Raw genomic sequence first — 17,186 nt, 5'->3', positions numbered from 1 at the left:
AATCTCGTCGAACGGGTTCATGCTCATCTTCACGTTCGCCAGATCGACGCCCGTCCCGTCCGCCTTCACCCGGGGCTTCACATTATAGTCAAGCACTCGCTTGACCGGCACCAATAGCTTCATGCTTCCTACCTCCAGAATGTTCAGCGCTCGCGCGGCGCAAGGCCGGCGCACAGCAAATCAACCAGCCCCGCCGCTGTCTCGGCGGCGCTCTCAGGCCCGTCGGGACGATGCCAGCGGGCCGACCAGTTCAGCGCCCCGGCAATAGCGAACGCCGCCGTGCGGACATCGGCCACGACGATCGAGCCATCCGCCACCGCTTCCTCGATCCGGGTGCGCAGATCGGTGTCGATCTGACGCTTCAACTCGCGAAACCGCAACCGGGTCTCTTCGTTCAGCACTTCGTCGCCGGTGCGGATGATGCAGCGGCCGAAATCGCTCATGATCGTCTCGGCATAGCGGCGCAGATAAGCCTTCAGCCGATCCAGCCCGCTGCCCTGCTCGCCCCGCGCACGCTCCGCCGCGTCGCGCAACTCGCCAAGGCCGCTGCGCACGCATTCGAACAGTACCTGATCCTTGTTGCCCAGGTGATGATAGATGACCGGCTTGGTCACGCCGAGCGATGCCGCGACATCCTCGAGGGAAGTCGCGTGGAAACCGCGCTCGTTGAACATGCGCACCGCCGCCAGCAGCAAGGCCGCCCGTTTCTCCTGCTTTTCCTCCGCCGTCGACCGGGTCGAGCGAAAGGGCGAAACCGGAAGCGGCACCGTCGAACTACTTCCCATCGTCACCTTGACATGCACCCCAACCTCGTACAGCTACTCACCAGTAGCGTTATTCTCACGGGTATAAAAGAGGGAAACGACGGGGATGCAGGTACAGGGAATCGCCGCGGTCGTGACCGGCGGCGCATCGGGTCTGGGCAACGCCACGGCGAAGATGCTGGCAGCGAACGGCGCGAAAGTCGCCATCTTCGATCTGAACGAGGAAGTCGGCGCCGCAGCCGCGGCCGAGATCGGCGGGGCCTTCTTCAAGGTGAATGTCGCGGACGAGGATTCGGCCAATGCCGGCTTCGCCGCCGCCGAAGCACTGCACGGCCCGGCCCGCGTGCTGGTCAACTGTGCGGGCGTCGCCCCGGCGGTGCGCCTCGTCAACAAGGAGGGCCTGCCCCACTCGCTCGACGTGTATCGCAAGACGATCGAAGTGAACCTGATCGGCACCTTCAACATGATTTCGAAATTCGCCGCGCGGCTGATCGCAGCGGGGATCGAGGGCGAGGAAGCCGGGGTGATCGTCAACACCGCATCTGTCGCCGCGATCGACGGCCAGATCGGTCAGGCGGCGTATGCCTCGTCCAAGGGCGGGGTGGTTGGCCTCACCCTCCCCGCCGCGCGCGATCTGGCACAGCATCGCATCCGCGTGGTCACTATCGCGCCGGGCATCTTCCTCACCCCGATGCTGATGGGCCTGCCCCAGCCCGCGCAGGACTCGCTGGGCCAACAGGTTCCGCACCCCAGCCGCCTCGGCAAGCCCGCAGAATATGCCCAGCTGGTCGAAGCGATCGTCACCAATCCGATGCTGAACGGTGAAGTCATCCGCCTCGACGGCGCGATCCGCATGGCGCCGCGGTGAGCTTTTCAAAGGACGGCATTGCGTTCGAAGTCGCGGACGGGATCGGGCGGATCACGCTCGACCGTCCCGACATCGGCAACGCAATCGACCTTCCGATGGCGCGCGCCTTTTTCGAAGCGGCGATCGCGTGCGAGACCGATGCTTCGGTGCGCTGCGTGGTGGTCACCGGAAACGGCCGGCTGTTCTGCGCGGGCGGCGATATCGGCGCGATGAGACAAGCGGGTGATGCCTTGCCCGCCGCGCTGACCGAGCTGATCGGGACGCTGCATGCCGGGATCCAGCGGCTGGCGACGATGCCCAAGCCGCTGCTGACTCTGGTCAACGGACCGGCGGCTGGCGTCGGGCTGAGCCTCGCGGTGATGGGCGACGTCGTGCTGTCGGGCAAAGCCGCGCACTACACTGCCGCCTATGGCGCGATCGGGCTGACCGCCGATGGCGGGCTGAGCTGGCTGCTGCCCCGGCTGGTGGGGCTACGCAAAGCGCAGGAGATGATCCTGACCAACCGCCGCCTCTCCGCCGACGAAGCCGAAGCGTGCGGGCTGGTAACGCGCACCGTCGACGATGCCGAACTGGCGGCGGAAGGCGAAAAGGTCGCGCAGAAGCTGGCCAGCGCACCGGTCGCGGCGTTCGGCGCAGCGCGCGCGATGCTGCGCGAGAGTTTCGAGAGCGGGTTCGAGACCCAGCTCGACCGCGAATTGCGATCGATGGCGATCGCCGCGGGCGCCGAGGCGCGCGAGGGGATCGCGGCCTTTTTCGAGAAGCGCCCGGCAAACTTCAGAGGAGCCTGACATGGCCGAAGCCTATATCGTCGAATCCGTTCGCACCGCCGGTGGGCGCGCCCGCAAGGGCGGCCTGATCGGGGTCCATCCCGCCGATCTGGGCGCAACCATCCTCAACGCGCTGGTCGACCGCACCGGCGTGGATCCCGCCGCGATCGACGATGTGATCGTCGGCTGCGTCAGTCAGGCGGGCGAACAGGGCTTCGCCTTCGGCCGCAACATCGTGATGGCCTCGCGCCTGCCCGACAGCGTTCCGGCGGTAACGATCGACCGCCAGTGCGGATCGTCGCAGCAGGCGCTCCAGTTCGCGGCGCAGGCTGTCATGTCCGGCACACAGGATATCGTCATCGCCGCCGGAGCGGAAAGCATGACGCGCGTGCCGATGGGATCGAACGTCGCGCTACACAGCGCTGCCGGTATCGGTGAGGGTCCGTGGCCCAAGAGCATCCGCGATCGCTACGGTGTCGCGGAGTTCAGCCAGTTCCACGGCGCGCAGGCCATTGCCAACAAATATGGTTTCACCCGCGAGGCGATGGACGCTTTCGCGCTCGACAGCCACCATAAGGCAGCCGCCGCGATCGAAGCGGGTGCGTTCAAGGATGAGATCGTGCCGGTCGAGACGGTCGACGGCATCTTCGACACCGACGATGGCGTGCGCGTCGGCGGTACGATGGAAGCGATGGCGGCGGTCAAGACGCTGACCGAAGGCGGCACGATCACCGCCGCAAACGCCAGCCAGATGACCGATGGCGCGTCGGGCCTGATGGTGGTCAGCGAAGCAGCGCTGAAGCGCTTCAACCTTGCTCCGCTGGCGCGCGTGGTGAACCTCACCGTCACAGCCGGCGATCCGGTGATCATGCTCGAGGAGCCGATCCCGGCGACGAAGAAGGCCTTGGCCCGCGCAGGCCTGACGATCGACGATATCGACCTCTTCGAAGTCAACGAAGCCTTCGCCTCGGTGCCGATGGCGTGGCTTCAGGCGCTGGGCGCCGATCCGGCCAAGCTGAACGTCAATGGCGGTGCGATTGCGCTCGGCCACCCGCTCGGCGCATCGGGCACCAAGCTGATGGCGACCCTACTCCACGCATTGAAGGCGCGCGGCGGCCGCTATGGCCTGCAGACGATGTGCGAGGGCGGCGGCATCGCCAACGTCACCATCGTCGAGCGGCTGTGAGCGGAGAAGACTGACATGGCGATCCGTACGCGCTTCACCGAACTGGTCGGCATCGAGCATCCGATCGTTCAGGGCGGGATGATGTGGGTGGGCCGCGCCGAGCTGGCTGCGGCGGTTTCCAACGCGGGCGGCCTCGGCCTGCTGACCGCGCTCACCCAGCCGACTCCGGACGATCTTCGCCGCGAGATCGACCGCTGCCGGGCGATGACCGACAAGCCGTTCGGGGTGAACCTGACGATCCTGCCTTCGGTCTCTCCGCCGCCCTATGCCGAGTATCGCCGCGCGATCATCGAGAGCGGGGTCACGATCGTCGAGACTGCGGGTCACAAGCCGCAGGAGCATGTCGACGAGTTCAAGACGCATGGGGTCAAGGTGATCCATAAATGCACCGCCGTCCGCCACGCGCTGTCGGCGGAACGTATGGGCGTGGACGCGATCTCGATCGACGGCTTCGAATGCGCCGGCCATCCGGGCGAGGACGATATTCCGGGCCTGATCCTGATTCCCGCCGCGGCGGACAAGGTGAAGATCCCGATGATCGCCAGCGGCGGCTTTGGCGACGGGCGCGGCCTGGCCGCCGCGCTGGCGCTGGGGGCCGAGGGGATCAACATGGGCACGCGCTTCTGCGCAACGGTGGAAGCGCCAATCCATGACAAGGTGAAGCAGCTGCTGCTCGACAATGACGAGCGCGGCACCAACCTGATCTTCCGCAAGTTCCACAATACCGGCCGGGTCGCGAAGAACAGCGTCTCCGATCAGGTCGTCGCGATCAGCGCGCGCGAGGACGCGGTGTTCGAGGACGTCCGCCCCCTCGTCGCGGGCGCGAAGGGACGGGTCGCCCTCGAAACCGGCGATATCGACGCAGGCCTGATCTGGGCCGGTCAGGTCCAGGGCCTGATCCGCGATATCCCGACCTGCGCCGAGCTGGTCAGCCGCATCGTTTCCGAAGCAGAGACGATCATCCGCCACCGGCTCTCCGCCCTCGCCGCCTGACCGCTGTCAGGCCGTCAACCGGATCCCATCGTTACGAGATGGGATCCGTCGTCGCGCTGCGTGAAGACCGTCCGGATTTCCAGAAAGCGTTCGATGATGTCCGCCGCGGTCAGGCTGTGCTGGCTCGGCTTCACCGTGGTGAACACTCCGCCGCCGGCGAGCGCGAAGGGCAGCAACAGCTGATCCTGAAGATACGGCCCGGCAAAGGCCGCGGACTCCAGATAGCCCTGCATTCGTCCGGCAGCCTTGGCCGCCAGCCGCTCCGCCGGAACCCCGAGCTGGCCGAAACCGCTGACGATCTCGGTCACATGCTCGAATACCGCCTCCAGCAACAGGATGTTGCCCGGCCCCTGATCCTCGGGAAGCTGACGGACGGCGAAGGCGTCCTCGGCCCAGCCGAGTTCCTTGCGCGCCACCTTGATCTCGCGCTGGGCGATGTCGAAGGGCAGACCGGCGAAGCGCGCCGTTCCCGACAGGCCGAGCGGTGCGCCGCGATCCAGGCAGTCGATCCGGCGGAGCGGCGCCGGAGTGATCTCCACCTCGATCCGGCCGCCGCCACGCGGATAGAAGCCGTGCCGCACCAGCCGAGCCTCGACACGCGGCCCCATGCGATTGACGATCGGCAGGAAGGTCCGCTCGATAAAGTCGAACGGCGGCGCGAGCATGTTGTGCGTGCCGCCCTCCAGAACCACGCGCGAGGGCCCCTCCGCCAGCATCAGCGGAACGAGGATCGTCTGGAGCACGAGGCCGGTGCTGCCCGCGGTGCCGACCGCGAAATGATAGTCGCCAGCGGCGACCTTGCCGGGAAGGAAGGTGAATTCGGACGCACCGACCGCCAGCCCCTCGCAATCCGCCCCGCCGATCCTGCAGGCGGCTTCGATCGAGGTGACATGCTGGCGCATCAGGCCGGGCTTTTCCCGCTTGCCGCGCGCGTTGACGATGCGAAACGGCTGGCCGGTGACAAGCGATAGCGCGCAGGAATTGCGCACCACCTGTCCGCCGCCTTCGCCTTCCGATCCGTCGATGATGATCATGATTCTTCGTTCCAATAGGTTGCCGCGGGTTCGGGGATGAACACGCGGGATGTCCAGCAATCGGTGCGGTGCGTTCCGATCTCCGCGCCGCAAGCGCAGAGCTTGTTGGGTCCATTGGCACCGGCCACACCGCAACAGCCGTCCATCCGTTTCCGCTTGCGCGTCCAGCGGACCGACTTGTCGAGGTCTTCGGGGTTGATCCAGTATTGCGGCGCGAATTCCAGTCTGGCGGGCTGATCGGAATAGGAACGTTCAATCGGTTCGTACGACTTGTATGCAGTACCCGGGTCGCTCAGCGGCTTTTCCGGTTCATGCTCCGGACGCCCGACTGCGGGGTCCTTGAGCGACAGAATCCGGAGCGGCCGGGAAAGCTGTGCGCCGCATGCGGTGCAGTGCAGGGCCTTTCGCATCGTCTTGCTCCCGATCGCGGCGTCAAGGGGGTCACCCCTTGACGCACACCACCTGCTTCAGCGTGTGGACGATCTCCACCAGATCGGCCTGCGCGGCCATCACGGCTTCGATCGGCTTGTACGCACGCGGCGTCTCGTCGATCACGCCCGCATCCTTCCGGCATTCGACGCCTTCGGTGTCGCGGACATGCTCGTCGAGCGTCACCAGCTTCTTGGCCTCGGTGCGGGACATGATCCGCCCTGCCCCGTGGCTGCAGCTGTCGAACGACTCCGCATTGCCCAAGCCCCGGACGATGAACGACTTGGCGCCCATCGATCCCGGAATGATGCCCATCACGCCCTTCGCCGCGCGCACCGCGCCCTTGCGGGTCACGAGCACATTCTCGCCGAAATGGTTCTCGCGCGTCACATAGTTGTGGTGGCAATTCACCGCTTCCATCTCCGCATCGAACGGCTTGGCGATCCGGCTCCGGAGCGCGGCGATGACGTTGGTCATCATCATGCGCCGGTTGAGCGCGGCATAGTCCTGGGCCCAGCCGACCGCTTCGACATAGTCGTCGAAATGATCGGTCCCTTCCGGGAAATAGGCCAGATCCTCGTCGGGCAGGTTGATATGCCACTTGCGCATGTCCTGCTTCGCCAGCTCGATGAAGAAGCTGCCGATCGCATTGCCCACGCCCCGCGAACCCGAATGGAGCATGACCCACACCCGCGCTTCCTCGTCGAGACACAGCTCGATGAAGTGGTTGCCGGTGCCCAGAGTCCCGAGATGGACGAGGTTGTTCGTCTTCTCGAGCTTGGGGTACTTTGCCACGATCCGTCCGAAGCGCGCCGCGAGCGTCGCCCACGCATCGACGATCCCCGCAGGCGGATCGCCCCATGAACCCGTGTCCCGCTTGTTGCGGCCAACGGCGCGCCCATGCGGCACCGCCTGCTCGATCGCCGAGCGGATGCCCTCCAGATTGTCCGGCAGGTCATGCGCCATCAGCGAGGTCCGCGCGGCCATCATCCCGCAGCCGATATCGACGCCCACCGCCGCCGGGATCACCGCGCCCTTGGTCGGGATCACCGAACCGACGGTCGCGCCGATGCCGACATGGACATCGGGCATCGCGGCAACATGCTTGAACACGAACGGCATCTGCGCCGCACGCGACAGCTGGTCGCGAGCCTTCTGATCCACGGGCACGCCGCGGGTCCACATCTTGATCGGCACGCCGCCATCGACATGCTGGTATTCGAAACTCGTCGTCATGACGGTCATCCTATCCTGTTCGCTCGCGAAGGAGCGATGAAATCCGCTGCGGTTGGGGGCGGCCGGCCCATTCCGGCCGCCCCTGCCTTCCGCCTGTCGAAGGCGGCGTGTTCAACGGCGCCGCTTCGACGACTATCCCTACGCACGCTGCGTGCCAGAACGAACGATCGCGCCATTAAATCGACAAGTATCTAATTTTAAACAATTATATTTACGACGGCGCCCAGTGTGCAAAATTTCGCCCGCATATGTATCTATCGACATAGCTCGTATTTTATCCGATAGGATAAACATGCGCCCACTCACCGTCATCGGCTTTATCGGTTCAACGCTTGACGGCGGGCCGCATAATGCGTCGCGGTGGAACAAGTGGCGGCCCTCGGTGGGGCTGTGCATGCACGACGATCTGCGCGTCGACCGGTTCGTGATGCTTCACGGGGAATCGCATGGTGCGCTCGCCGATTTCGTGACCCGGGATATCGCGGCGGTCTCGCCCGAGACGCGCGTCGAGCGGCATGTGCTGGGCTTTCGCGATCCGTGGGATTTCGAGGAAGTCTATGGAAAGCTGCTCGACTTCGTGCGCGGCTTTCCGTTCGACCCCGAAGGCGAGGATTATCTGATCCACATCACCACGGGCACGCACGTGGTGCAGATCTGCCTGTTCCTGCTGACCGAGGCGCGATACCTGCCCGGCCGTCTGCTCCAGACCCAGCCCTCGCGCCGATCGCCGTCGAGCGCGCCGGGCAACTGGACCGCGATCGACCTCGACCTGTCACGCTACGACAGCATCGCCACCCGCTTTGCCGCGGCGACGGCGGAAAGCACCTCATTCCTCAAATCGGGCATCGACACGCGCAACCCGGGCTTCAACGCGCTGATCGAGGAGATCGAGCATGTCGCGGTGCGCAGCCGCGCGCCGGTGTTGCTGACCGGACCGACCGGCGCAGGCAAGAGCCAGCTGGCGCGCAGGATCTACGAACTGAAGCGGCTGAAGCATCAGGTTAAAGGCGGCTTCGTCGAAGTGAATTGCGCCACGCTGCGCGGCGACGGCGCGATGTCGGCGCTGTTCGGGCATCGCAAGGGCAGCTTCACCGGCGCGACCGCCGACCGGCCGGGCCTGCTACGCACTGCCGACAAGGGCGTGCTGTTCCTCGACGAGATCGGTGAGCTCGGATTGGACGAGCAGGCGATGATCCTGCGCGCGATCGAGGACAAGCGCTTCCTGCCGGTGGGATCGGACAGCGAGGTGGGATCGGATTTCCAGCTGATCGCCGGGACAAATCGCGATCTGGCGAAGGCGGTGAGCGAGGGGCGGTTCCGGGAAGATCTGCTCGCGCGCCTCAATCTGTGGACCTTCGGACTCCCCGGCCTGGCCGAACGGCGCGAGGATATCGCGCCTAACCTCGAATATGAGCTGGACCGCTATGCGGAGCGCGAGGGCACCCGGGTGACCTTCAACCGCGAGGCGCATCAGGCGTATCTGGCGTTCGCGACCGGGCCCGAAGCGCGATGGCCGGGCAATTTCCGCGATCTGGCGGCCAGCGTGACGCGGATGGCGACGCTATCCCCGGCGGGACGGATCGACCTGGCGGGCGTATCGGCCGAAGTGGCGCGCCTGCGCCGTCTATGGGCAAGCGAGAACCGTGAAAGCGATACGCTCGACGGGCTGCTCGATGCGGGGCAACTGGCCGAACTCGATCCGTTCGACCGGGTGCAACTCGACTATGTCGTCGCGACATGCCGCGCCAGCCGTTCGCTGTCCGAAGCGGGCCGGCGGCTTTTCGCCGCCTCCCGCAGTCGCCGCGCCTCGGCGAACGATGCCGACCGGCTTCGCAAATATCTCGCGAGGTTCGACCTGTCCTGGCAGGCCGTAAACGACGCATAGCAATTGGTCTTATTCGCAAGCTCGATGTTGACCATGAACGGGTCGTCGTGGCACTGGGCAAGCGCATCGCTGCAAAACGACCGGCAATCCGATCGCATCGATGCCGCTAACTAGCTGATTTCAAGGCTATAAGCGGGTATAGTACAATGGTAGTACAGCAGCCTTCCAAGCTGAATACACGGGTTCGATTCCCGTTACCCGCTCCAGCCCTTCCCTCGGTGAGCATGTCGATCCTCGCAACCGGTTCGCACGAACCCGTGAGTCTTTTGTGGCGCTCCGCCCTGCCGGGCTACGCGCGTGGTTCGATTCCCGAGCATTGCGCGTGAACGCCTCCTCACCGGCCCTGGCACTCTACGTCCACTGGCCGTTCTGCGTGTCCAAATGCCCCTATTGCGACTTCAACAGCCATGTCCGCGAGAGCGTGGATCAGGCGGCGTGGCGTGAGGCCATGCTGCGCGACTTGCGGCATGAGGCAGAGGCGCTGCCCGATCGGCCGGTCTCGTCGATCTTCTTCGGCGGAGGCACGCCTTCGCTGATGCCGCCCGAGACGGTCGCGGCGGTGATCGCCGAAGCCGAGGCGCGCTGGGGCTTCACCGATGGCGTGGAAATCACGCTGGAAGCCAACCCCTCATCGGTGGAAGCCGCGCGCTTCGCCGATCTGGCGGCGGCGGGGGTAAACCGCGTGTCGCTCGGTCTACAGGCGCTCGATGACGAGGCGCTGAAGTTCCTTGGCCGCGCGCATGGCGTGAGCGAAGGGCTGGCCGCGCTGGAAACCGCGCAGTCGGTGTTCGGGCGAGTGAGCTTCGACCTGATCTATGCCCGGCCGGATCAGACGCTTGCCGATTGGGACGCCGAGTTGCGCCGCGCGATCGGCTTCGGCACCGAGCATCTCTCGCTCTACCAGTTGACCATCGAACCCGGCACGCGCTTCGCGACGATGTTCGAGAAGGGGCAACTCGCCGCATATGATCCCGATGCTGCCGCCGATCTGTTCGAAGCGACCCGCGCGATCACCGCCGAGGCCGGCCTGCCTGCCTATGAAATTTCGAACCACGCCCGCCCCGGCGCGGAGAGCCGCCACAACCTGACCTATTGGCGCTACAGCGACTATGCCGGGATCGGCCCCGGTGCGCATGGCCGGCGCAGCGGCGCGGCGACGGTGCGGCGCAAGAAGCCCGAGAACTGGATCGCGGCGATCGAGCGCAACGGCCACGGCATCGAGCGCGAAGATGCGCTGACCCCGAACGAACGTGCGGTCGAAGCGCTGGTGATGGGCCTGCGGCTGGGCGAAGGCGTCGACCTGAGCCGCGTCGCTTTGCTGGCCGGAGGCGAAGCGCCGATCGACGCGCGCGTGCTGGACCGGCTGATCGACCACGGCCTCGCCGCCCGCGAAGGCGCCCGGCTTCGCGTTACCGAAGCCGGGATGCCCGTTCTTGAAGCGATCCTGCGCGAACTGTTGCTGGCGTAAGACGGACCGATATTCGCGCTCTGCAGATCGCGCGGACGAATTTGCGTAAATCGTTCAGTAACAAGCACTTCGAACGGTGCTGGTTGACACGGTTGACACCTATACCGCGAAAAACCGGTCTCCCGCAAAAAACGATGGTTCGGACGAGTCAAAGAGCGGTGGGGCGTCCCCCAAGCCTGCCCAGGCAAGCAGCCGAAATCCTACATTGCAAGCCGCAATCGACCGTCGCCGACCGGGTAGGCTGCCGGACAGGCTGAATGCCAATCCGGCTTCAGTCGCCTACCGTCGCAGGTGCGGCCGACACCGTCACCACCTGCCCGGCGCGGACTTCCTGCACTTCCAGCGCGCGTTCGGCCACGCCGTCGCGGCCGAAACGGAAGGCGCCGTCCAGCCCGGCGAAGCTGCGCGAGGTCAGTTCGCGGATCGGGAACTCGCTGCCCGGCTTCCAGTCACGCGCCATGCGCACGGTGAGCAGCACGGCATCATAGCCGAGCGTCGACATGCGATACGGCGCCGCACCGAAGCGGCCGCGATATTTGGTGGCGTATTGGCGGTAATAATTGTCCGGCACGCTGGCGAACCAGGCACCGTTGAGCACCGCGTTCGAACCGATGCCCGAATCGGTGTTCCACAGCTCGGTGCCGAGGATGCGCGCGGTCTTGCCGTTGGGCGCGCGACGGATGATCGGCACGGCGGTGACGCCATTCGCGCCGGTGCCCGCGATCAGGATCGCCTGATAGGGCTGGCGGTTGATCTTCGCGAGCGCGGTGGTCATCGAACCGGGACGCCCGTCATAGGTTTCCATCACCGTCACCGTGCCCCCGGCGCCTTCGACGGCGCGCAGGAACGCGGTCGACGAACGCTCGCCATAAAGGCCACCGGGTACGAGACCCGCGAACTGGGTGATGCCGCTGGTGCGGGCGTAACCGACCACGCGCTCGATCGACTGGGCCGGCGAATAGCCGAGCAGGAAGGTGCCGCCGCCGGCGACATTGGTGTCGTTCGAGAAGCTGAGCACCGGCACGCGCGCGGCGCGGGCCAGCGGCGCGACTTCGCGGGCTTCCTCGGCCAGCAGCGGCCCGAGGATCAGCTTGTTGCCGTCGGCGATGGCGCGCCGGGCAGCTTCCGCAGCGCCGGTGGACGTGTCGTAGGTGGTGATGCGGATATTGTCGGCGTTGGTGTCGAGGATCGCGAGCTGGGTCGCATTCTCCAGCGACTTGCCGACGCCAGCATTCGGACCCGTCAGCGGCACGAGCAGCGCAACGCGATGACGCGCCACGTCCTGCGGCAAGCCGGGCTGGATCGGGCGATCGGCGGGCCGGTCGCGCGGCACCTCGACCACGGGGGGACGCTCGCCCTGCGGGATCACCCGCGGGCCGGTGGCGCACGCACTGATGAACAGCGCCGCGCCGACCACGGTCCAGCGCAGCATCCCAAGGAGGCCCCGAGAGCCAAAGCCCTGTCGATTTGCGTTCCGGTCTGCCATGACTCTCCCCGATGAACTCTATTCTTACGCCCGGCCTCTATATCGTCGCGACCCCGATCGGCAATCTCGGCGACCTGTCTCCGCGCGCTTCACAAATACTCCTGAACGCGGATGTGGTTGCTGTCGAGGACAGCCGTGTGACAGCGGGACTTTTTCGGCACCTCGGCGCGAAGGGGAAAATGCTCCCCTATCACGACCATAATGCCGATGCCGTCCGGCCCGGCCTGGTCGCGCGGATGGCGAGCGAAGCCGTGGCGCTGGTGAGCGATGCGGGGACGCCGCTGATCTCCGATCCCGGCTTCAAGCTGGTGCGTGACGCCCGCGCCGCGGGTCATCAGGTGACGACGATTCCCGGCCCCTGCGCGGGAATCGCGGCGCTGACGCTGGCGGGGCTGCCGACCGACCGCTTCCTGTTCATGGGCTTCCTGCCCTCGAAGCAACAGGCCCGCGCACAGGCGATCGCGGAGATCGCATCGGTCCGCGCGACGTTGGTCTTTTACGAATCGGGTCCGCGCCTGTCCGCCTGCCTCGCCGCGCTGGCCGAAGGGCTTGGCGACCGCGAAGCCGCGGTGGCGCGCGAGATCACCAAGAAGTTCGAGGAATGCGTGACCGGCAGCCTCATCGAACTCGCCGCCCGCTATGCCGATTCGCCGCCCAAGGGGGAGATCGTGGTGGTGGTGGCCCCTCCGGGCGAAGCTGCGCCGGCGACCGAGGCGGATGCCGATTCCGCGCTGCGCGAGGCGCTGACCCGGCTGCCCGCCTCCAAGGCAGCGGGCGAAGTCGCGAAGAAGCTCGGACTCGACCGGCGCGAGCTGTACGCGCGAGCGATGGAACTGAAGGATTGAGGGACCGCCGCGCCGCCGAGACGCGCGGGCGCGACGGGGAGCGGCGCGCGGCGTGGTGGTTGTGGCTGCGCGGGTGGAAGATCCTCGACAAGCGCGTCCGCACGCCTGCGGGCGAAGTCGATCTGGTCGCGCGCAGGGGAGCGCTGGTCGCGTTCATCGAAGTGAAGACGCGCGCCACGCAAGCCGAACTCGACTGGGCGATCGACGAACGCCGCCTCTCGCGCGTGGCCGCGGCTGCCGAATATCTGATGCCGAAATATGCCGGGCCGGGCGACGATATTCGCGTCGACGTGATCCTCATTGCCCCCGGCGCGCTGCCTCGCCATATCGAGAACGCCTGGATGGGGTGACTTACTCGAATAAGTCACCTACAGGTATGTTCTCAGGAGGCCGAATGTCGCTCAATATTGCCGTGCAGATGGACCCGCTCGACGCGATCAACATCGCTGGCGATTCGACCTTCGCGCTGATGCTCTCGGCGCAGGCGCGCGGGCACAAGCTGTTCCACTATGCGCCCGAGGACCTGAACTATTCGGACGGCAAGGTCTGGACCAGGGCGCACCCGGTCACCGTTCAGCGGGTCGAAGGCAATCACTTCAGCTTCGGCGATCCGGTGAAGCTCGATCTGGGCGACGAAGCCGATGTGATCCTGATGCGACAGGATCCGCCCTTCGATCTCGGCTATATCACCGCCACCCACCTTCTCGAGCGGATCGCGCACAAGACGCTGGTCGTGAACGACCCCGCCAATGTCCGCAACGCGCCCGAAAAGGTGTTCGTGCTGGACTATGCGCAGTTCATGCCGCCGACCCTGATCACCCGCAGCGTGGACGAGGCGCGCGAGTTTCTGGCGGAACATGGCGCAATCGTGGTGAAGCCGCTCCACGGAAATGGCGGCAAGGCGATCTTCAAGATCGACAGCGACGGCGCCAACCTCTCGTCGCTGATCGAAGTGTTCAACACCGCCTATCGCGAGCCGCATATGGTGCAGGCCTTCCTCCCCAGCGTGGCGGCGGGCGACAAGCGGATCGTGCTGGTCGACGGTGTGGTGGCGGGCGCGGTCAATCGCGTGCCGGGCGAAGGCGAGATCCGCTCGAACCTCGCGGTCGGCGGCACCGCGGCCAAGACCGAGCTGACCGCGCGCGAGCAGGAAATCTGCGACGTGCTGGGGCCGGAGCTGAAGAAGCGCGGGCTGCTGTTCGTCGGTATCGACGTGATCGGCGGCGAGTGGCTGACCGAGATCAACGTCACGTCGCCCACCGGCATCGTCGCGATCGACAGGTTCAACGGCACCGATACCGGCGCAGTGATCTGGGACGCGATCGAGCGCCGCGTCGCCGAGCGGACGAACTGATCGACGAATGACCAACTGGCTCGACTGGGGTTATCTCGGCATCTTCCTGCTGATGGTGCTGGAAAATGTGATCCCGCCCGTCCCTTCCGAAGTGATCATGAGCCTGGGCGGGATCGCCGCGGGCCAGGGCAAGATGGACTTCACCCTGCTCGTGCTGGTCGGCACGCTGGGCTGCATCTTCGGCAATCTGTTCTGGTACGAGATCGGGCTGCGCTTCGGCTATCAGCGGCTCAAGCCCGCGGTCGATCGCTGGGGCCGCTGGCTGACGATGGACTGGGAGGATGTCGAGAAGCTGCGCGGCTTCTTCGATCGCTGGGGCGGGATCACCGTGCTGGTGTTCCGTTTCATGCCGATCGGCCGGACGGTGATCTCGATTCCCGCGGGCCTGCTCCAGATGCCGCGCTGGCGCTTCATCGTCTATACCACCATCGGCAGCGCGATCTGGAACACGATGCTGGTCGGCGTGGGCTTCTGGCTGGGCACCAATTTCGAGACGATCGATCACTGGATCGCCCCGGTCGTGACCGCGATCATCGTGGCCGTGATCGGGCTCTATGTATGGCGCGTCCTGACCTGGAAACCACGCAGCCAGCGCTAGGCGCGGACTTCGATCCGCATCGCGTCGAGCCGGGCCGCGATCTCCCCGGCATATTTCTCGAACAGCGGCACCAGATCGCGCAGGCTGACTTCGCGGGGCGAGGGATCGATCGCGCACAGCGTGCCGAAAAAGCTGCCATCGGCCAGCAGGATCGGGATCGAGATATAGCTTTCGAAGCCATACATCGCCGGCGTGTGATGGGTGCGCCACGCGTCATTGGCGCCGACATGATCGATGAACACGCCCTGCCCGCTGACACGGATCTCGTCGCAGATCGTGGTCTTGATCTTCAGCTCGTCCCCCGGCTTCAGGCCGAACTCGATCTTGTCGAGCAGCTGACATGCGATCCACCGGTCGGCGGTCACGCGCGCGATGGCGGCGAAGCCCATGCCGGTCGCCCGGCACACATCCTCAAGCATCGCCTCGACTTCGGGAATACGCTGAACCGCTGCGACGTCTGCGGCATATGGATCGATCATTGGGGCCCCCTTCCGGCTACCCGAATAACATAAAACCCGGAAAGATCATGCCCTTGGGTGGGCGTTGCGGTACACATCGAGCAGATGCGCGGCGTCGACCGCAGTGTAGATCTGGGTCGAACTCAGGCTGGCATGGCCCAGCAACTCCTGCAGCGCGCGCAGATCGGCCCCGCGGCCGAGCAGATGCGTCGCGAAACTGTGGCGCAGCGCGTGCGGCGTGGTGCGGTCGGACAGGCCGAGCGCGGCGCGGGCCGAGCGCACCGACTTGCGGATCGCTCCCGCCGGCAACGGCCCGCCCTTCGCACCCCGGAACAGCGGCGCGTCGCGCGCCACGCCCCACGGGCTGATCGCCGCATAGGCCTCGATCGCGGCCTTCACTTGCGGAAGCAGGGGCACGATCCGGGTCTTGTCGCGCTTGCCGGTGACGCTCATCGTCGCGCCGAGCGGCAGGATCGCACCGGTCAGGCCCACTGCCTCGCCGATACGCAGGCCCGCACCGTAGAGCAGCAACAGCACCGCCCAGTTGCGCGCGCCGATCCACGGTTCGTCGGGTTCCTCGGCTACCATTTCGGCCAGCGCCACCGCTTCGTGCGGCGCGATCGGGCGCGGCACGCCCTTCTTGACGCGGGGTCCCTTCAGCCGGGGCAGTTCGGCGGCGTCGCCGACGGTCCATTTGAGGAACCCGCGCACTGCCGACAGCTCACGCGCGGCGGAAGTGTTGGCCAGCCCCTCGCCGCGGCGAAAGGCAAGGAAGGCGCGCAGATCGGCGGCGGAGACCTTGGCCAGCGCCTCGCGGTTGGCTTCCCCGCCCCAATGCGACTGGAGGAAGGCGATCAGCCGCTCCGCGGTCGCCTGATAGGCCCGCACCGTGTGTGCCGAACGCCGCCGGTCGCGGGACAGGTGATGGGCGTAGAGGGTTGGGAGCGGGAGGGTCACGGCAGGCGTCTTACCAATTCCTCCCCGGCACGGCGAGGGGGGCCGCCGGGCGAAGCACGGCGGGACACCCCCAGAGGATAGCGACACCGCCGTCTGTGTCGGCGGCCCCTCCACCACCGCTTCGCGGCGGTCCCCTCCCCGTTCCGGGGAGGAGTTTTGGGGTCAGCCGATCTTCTGGCCCGTCTTCGCCCAGTCGGCGAGGAAGCCTTCGATGCCCTTGTCGGTCAGCGGGTGCTTGACCAGCTGGCGGATCACCGAAGGGGGCGCGGTCATCACGTCGGCGCCGATCTTGGCGGCTTCGAGCACGTGGATCGGGTGGCGGACCGAAGCGACGAGGATTTCGGTGTCGAAGGCGTAATTGTCATAGATCAGACGGATGTCGCCGATCAGCTGCATGCCGTCGAAACCGTTGTCATCGTGGCGGCCGACGAAGGGCGATATGAAGGTCGCGCCGGCCTTTGCCGCCAGCAGCGCCTGGTTGGCCGAGAAGCACAGGGTGACGTTGACCATCGTGCCGTCGTCGGTCAGCGACTTGCAGGTCTTCAGGCCGTCGATCGTCAGCGGCACCTTCACCGCGATGTTGTCGGCGATCTTGCGGACCACTTCGGCCTCGCGCATCATGCCTTCGTAATCGAGCGCGACGACTTCGGCGGAGACCGGACCATCGACGATCTGGCAAATCTCGGCGACCACTTCGAGGAAATCGCGGCCCGCCTTGTGGATCAGCGAGGGGTTGGTGGTCACGCCATCGAGCAGTCCGGTCGCGGCAAGATCGCGGATGTCGTTGGTGTCGGCGGTGTCAGCGAAGAATTTCATGGAGCCTCCGAAGGCGGGAACACAGGACTTTCGTGACGGTTC

At 66.1% G+C, this 17,186-nt stretch carries 18 protein-coding genes, 1 tRNA gene and 1 pseudogene; 11 read left to right on the top strand and 9 right to left on the bottom strand.

The features are described from left to right. Together HHL13_RS22250 and HHL13_RS22245 are read right to left on the bottom strand one after the other, a co-directional pair. Window positions 1-123, bottom strand: a pseudogene (locus HHL13_RS22250) (electron transfer flavoprotein subunit beta/FixA family protein); the annotation flags it as partial. A 20-nt stretch (window positions 124-143) separates the two neighbouring features. Beyond that, window positions 144-785 (bottom strand): TetR/AcrR family transcriptional regulator, encoded by a 642-nt coding sequence (locus HHL13_RS22245; protein ID WP_169558159.1) that lies wholly within the window; start codon window positions 783-785, stop codon window positions 144-146. An 85-nt stretch (window positions 786-870) separates the two neighbouring features. On the opposite strand from HHL13_RS22245, the gene HHL13_RS22240 reads away from it, so the two are divergent. The 4 genes from HHL13_RS22240 to HHL13_RS22225 are packed head-to-tail and all read left to right on the top strand — an operon-like array spanning window position 871 to window position 4,578. Then, window positions 871-1,632, top strand: coding sequence for an SDR family NAD(P)-dependent oxidoreductase (locus HHL13_RS22240; RefSeq protein WP_169558158.1), 762 nt, complete (start codon window positions 871-873; stop codon window positions 1,630-1,632). Then, the gene (locus HHL13_RS22235) at window positions 1,629-2,420 is read left to right on the top strand and encodes an enoyl-CoA hydratase-related protein (protein ID WP_169558157.1); all 792 of its coding nucleotides are present in this window, start codon (window positions 1,629-1,631) and stop codon (window positions 2,418-2,420) included. Before HHL13_RS22240 ends, HHL13_RS22235 begins: the two co-directional genes overlap by 4 nt. A 1-nt stretch (window position 2,421) precedes the next feature. Further along, window positions 2,422-3,585, top strand: a complete 1,164-nt coding sequence (locus HHL13_RS22230; protein WP_169558156.1) for an acetyl-CoA C-acetyltransferase — start codon at window positions 2,422-2,424, stop codon at window positions 3,583-3,585. A gap of 15 nt (window positions 3,586-3,600) precedes the next feature. Continuing rightward, window positions 3,601-4,578: a nitronate monooxygenase family protein gene (locus HHL13_RS22225; protein WP_169558155.1), complete on the top strand. Its 978-nt coding sequence runs from the start codon at window positions 3,601-3,603 to the stop codon at window positions 4,576-4,578. A 14-nt stretch (window positions 4,579-4,592) separates the two neighbouring features. Here HHL13_RS22225 and rtcA read toward each other — a convergent pair whose 3' ends face one another. From rtcA to HHL13_RS22210, 3 genes are read right to left on the bottom strand one after another with little or no spacing between them, the layout of a single operon-like run. After that, the gene (rtcA, locus tag HHL13_RS22220) at window positions 4,593-5,612 is read right to left on the bottom strand and encodes an RNA 3'-terminal phosphate cyclase (protein ID WP_169558154.1); all 1,020 of its coding nucleotides are present in this window, start codon (window positions 5,610-5,612) and stop codon (window positions 4,593-4,595) included. Further along, on the bottom strand, window positions 5,609-6,022 hold the full coding sequence (locus HHL13_RS22215) for a hypothetical protein (protein WP_169558153.1): 414 nt from the start codon (window positions 6,020-6,022) through the stop codon (window positions 5,609-5,611). The genes rtcA and HHL13_RS22215 overlap by 4 nt, the downstream gene beginning before the upstream one ends. A 31-nt stretch (window positions 6,023-6,053) precedes the next feature. Beyond that, a complete protein-coding gene (locus HHL13_RS22210) occupies window positions 6,054-7,277 on the bottom strand; it encodes an RtcB family protein (protein WP_277347044.1) in 1,224 nt (407 codons plus the stop codon). A gap of 292 nt (window positions 7,278-7,569) precedes the next feature. Between HHL13_RS22210 and rtcR the strand changes: the two genes are divergently transcribed. From rtcR to hemW, 3 genes are all read left to right on the top strand, one after another. Continuing rightward, complete coding sequence (rtcR, locus tag HHL13_RS22205) at window positions 7,570-9,162, top strand: RNA repair transcriptional activator RtcR (RefSeq protein WP_169558151.1); 1,593 nt, start codon at window positions 7,570-7,572, stop codon at window positions 9,160-9,162. Between the two features lie 132 nt (window positions 9,163-9,294). Further along, window positions 9,295-9,368: transfer RNA gene (locus tag HHL13_RS22200), tRNA-Gly, on the top strand. A 116-nt stretch (window positions 9,369-9,484) separates the two neighbouring features. Further along, a complete protein-coding gene (gene hemW, locus HHL13_RS22195) occupies window positions 9,485-10,630 on the top strand; it encodes a radical SAM family heme chaperone HemW (RefSeq protein ID WP_169558150.1) in 1,146 nt (381 codons plus the stop codon). 271 nt (window positions 10,631-10,901) lie between these two features. On the opposite strand, the gene HHL13_RS22190 is transcribed toward hemW, so the two are convergent. Continuing rightward, window positions 10,902-12,062 carry a penicillin-binding protein activator gene (locus HHL13_RS22190; RefSeq protein WP_169558149.1) on the bottom strand — a complete coding sequence of 387 codons (1,161 nt, stop codon included), beginning with the start codon at window positions 12,060-12,062 and terminating at the stop codon, window positions 10,902-10,904. A gap of 65 nt (window positions 12,063-12,127) precedes the next feature. On the opposite strand from HHL13_RS22190, the gene rsmI reads away from it, so the two are divergent. Genes rsmI through HHL13_RS22170 form a run of 4 tightly spaced genes read left to right on the top strand, consistent with a single transcriptional unit; the run spans window position 12,128 to window position 14,913 of the window. Further along, complete coding sequence (gene rsmI / locus HHL13_RS22185) at window positions 12,128-12,961, top strand: 16S rRNA (cytidine(1402)-2'-O)-methyltransferase (protein WP_169558148.1); 834 nt, start codon at window positions 12,128-12,130, stop codon at window positions 12,959-12,961. Continuing rightward, window positions 12,958-13,311 carry a YraN family protein gene (locus HHL13_RS22180; protein ID WP_169558147.1) on the top strand — a complete coding sequence of 118 codons (354 nt, stop codon included), beginning with the start codon at window positions 12,958-12,960 and terminating at the stop codon, window positions 13,309-13,311. Before rsmI ends, HHL13_RS22180 begins: the two co-directional genes overlap by 4 nt. Before the next feature lie 44 nt (window positions 13,312-13,355). Then, window positions 13,356-14,315, top strand: a complete 960-nt coding sequence (gene gshB, locus HHL13_RS22175) for a glutathione synthase (protein ID WP_169558146.1) — start codon at window positions 13,356-13,358, stop codon at window positions 14,313-14,315. A gap of 7 nt (window positions 14,316-14,322) precedes the next feature. After that, window positions 14,323-14,913 (top strand): DedA family protein, encoded by a 591-nt coding sequence (locus tag HHL13_RS22170; protein ID WP_169558145.1) that lies wholly within the window; start codon window positions 14,323-14,325, stop codon window positions 14,911-14,913. On the opposite strand, the gene HHL13_RS22165 is transcribed toward HHL13_RS22170, so the two are convergent. From HHL13_RS22165 to fsa, 3 genes are all read right to left on the bottom strand, one after another. Further along, entirely contained in the window at window positions 14,910-15,392 is a 483-nt protein-coding gene (locus HHL13_RS22165; protein ID WP_169558144.1) for a GAF domain-containing protein, read from the bottom strand. The two genes, HHL13_RS22170 and HHL13_RS22165, sit on opposite strands and share 4 nt — an antisense overlap. 45 nt (window positions 15,393-15,437) lie before the next feature. Continuing rightward, entirely contained in the window at window positions 15,438-16,328 is an 891-nt protein-coding gene (locus tag HHL13_RS22160; protein ID WP_169558143.1) for a tyrosine recombinase XerC, read from the bottom strand. A 162-nt stretch (window positions 16,329-16,490) separates the two neighbouring features. Further along, entirely contained in the window at window positions 16,491-17,144 is a 654-nt protein-coding gene (gene fsa / locus HHL13_RS22155) for a fructose-6-phosphate aldolase (RefSeq protein WP_169558142.1), read from the bottom strand. Window positions 17,145-17,186 lie beyond the last annotated feature (42 nt).

Source organism: Sphingomonas sp. G-3-2-10 (assembly GCF_012927115.1).
Taxonomy (GTDB): domain Bacteria; phylum Pseudomonadota; class Alphaproteobacteria; order Sphingomonadales; family Sphingomonadaceae; genus Sphingomonas.
This window is presented reverse-complemented; position numbering and strand designations above follow the sequence as displayed.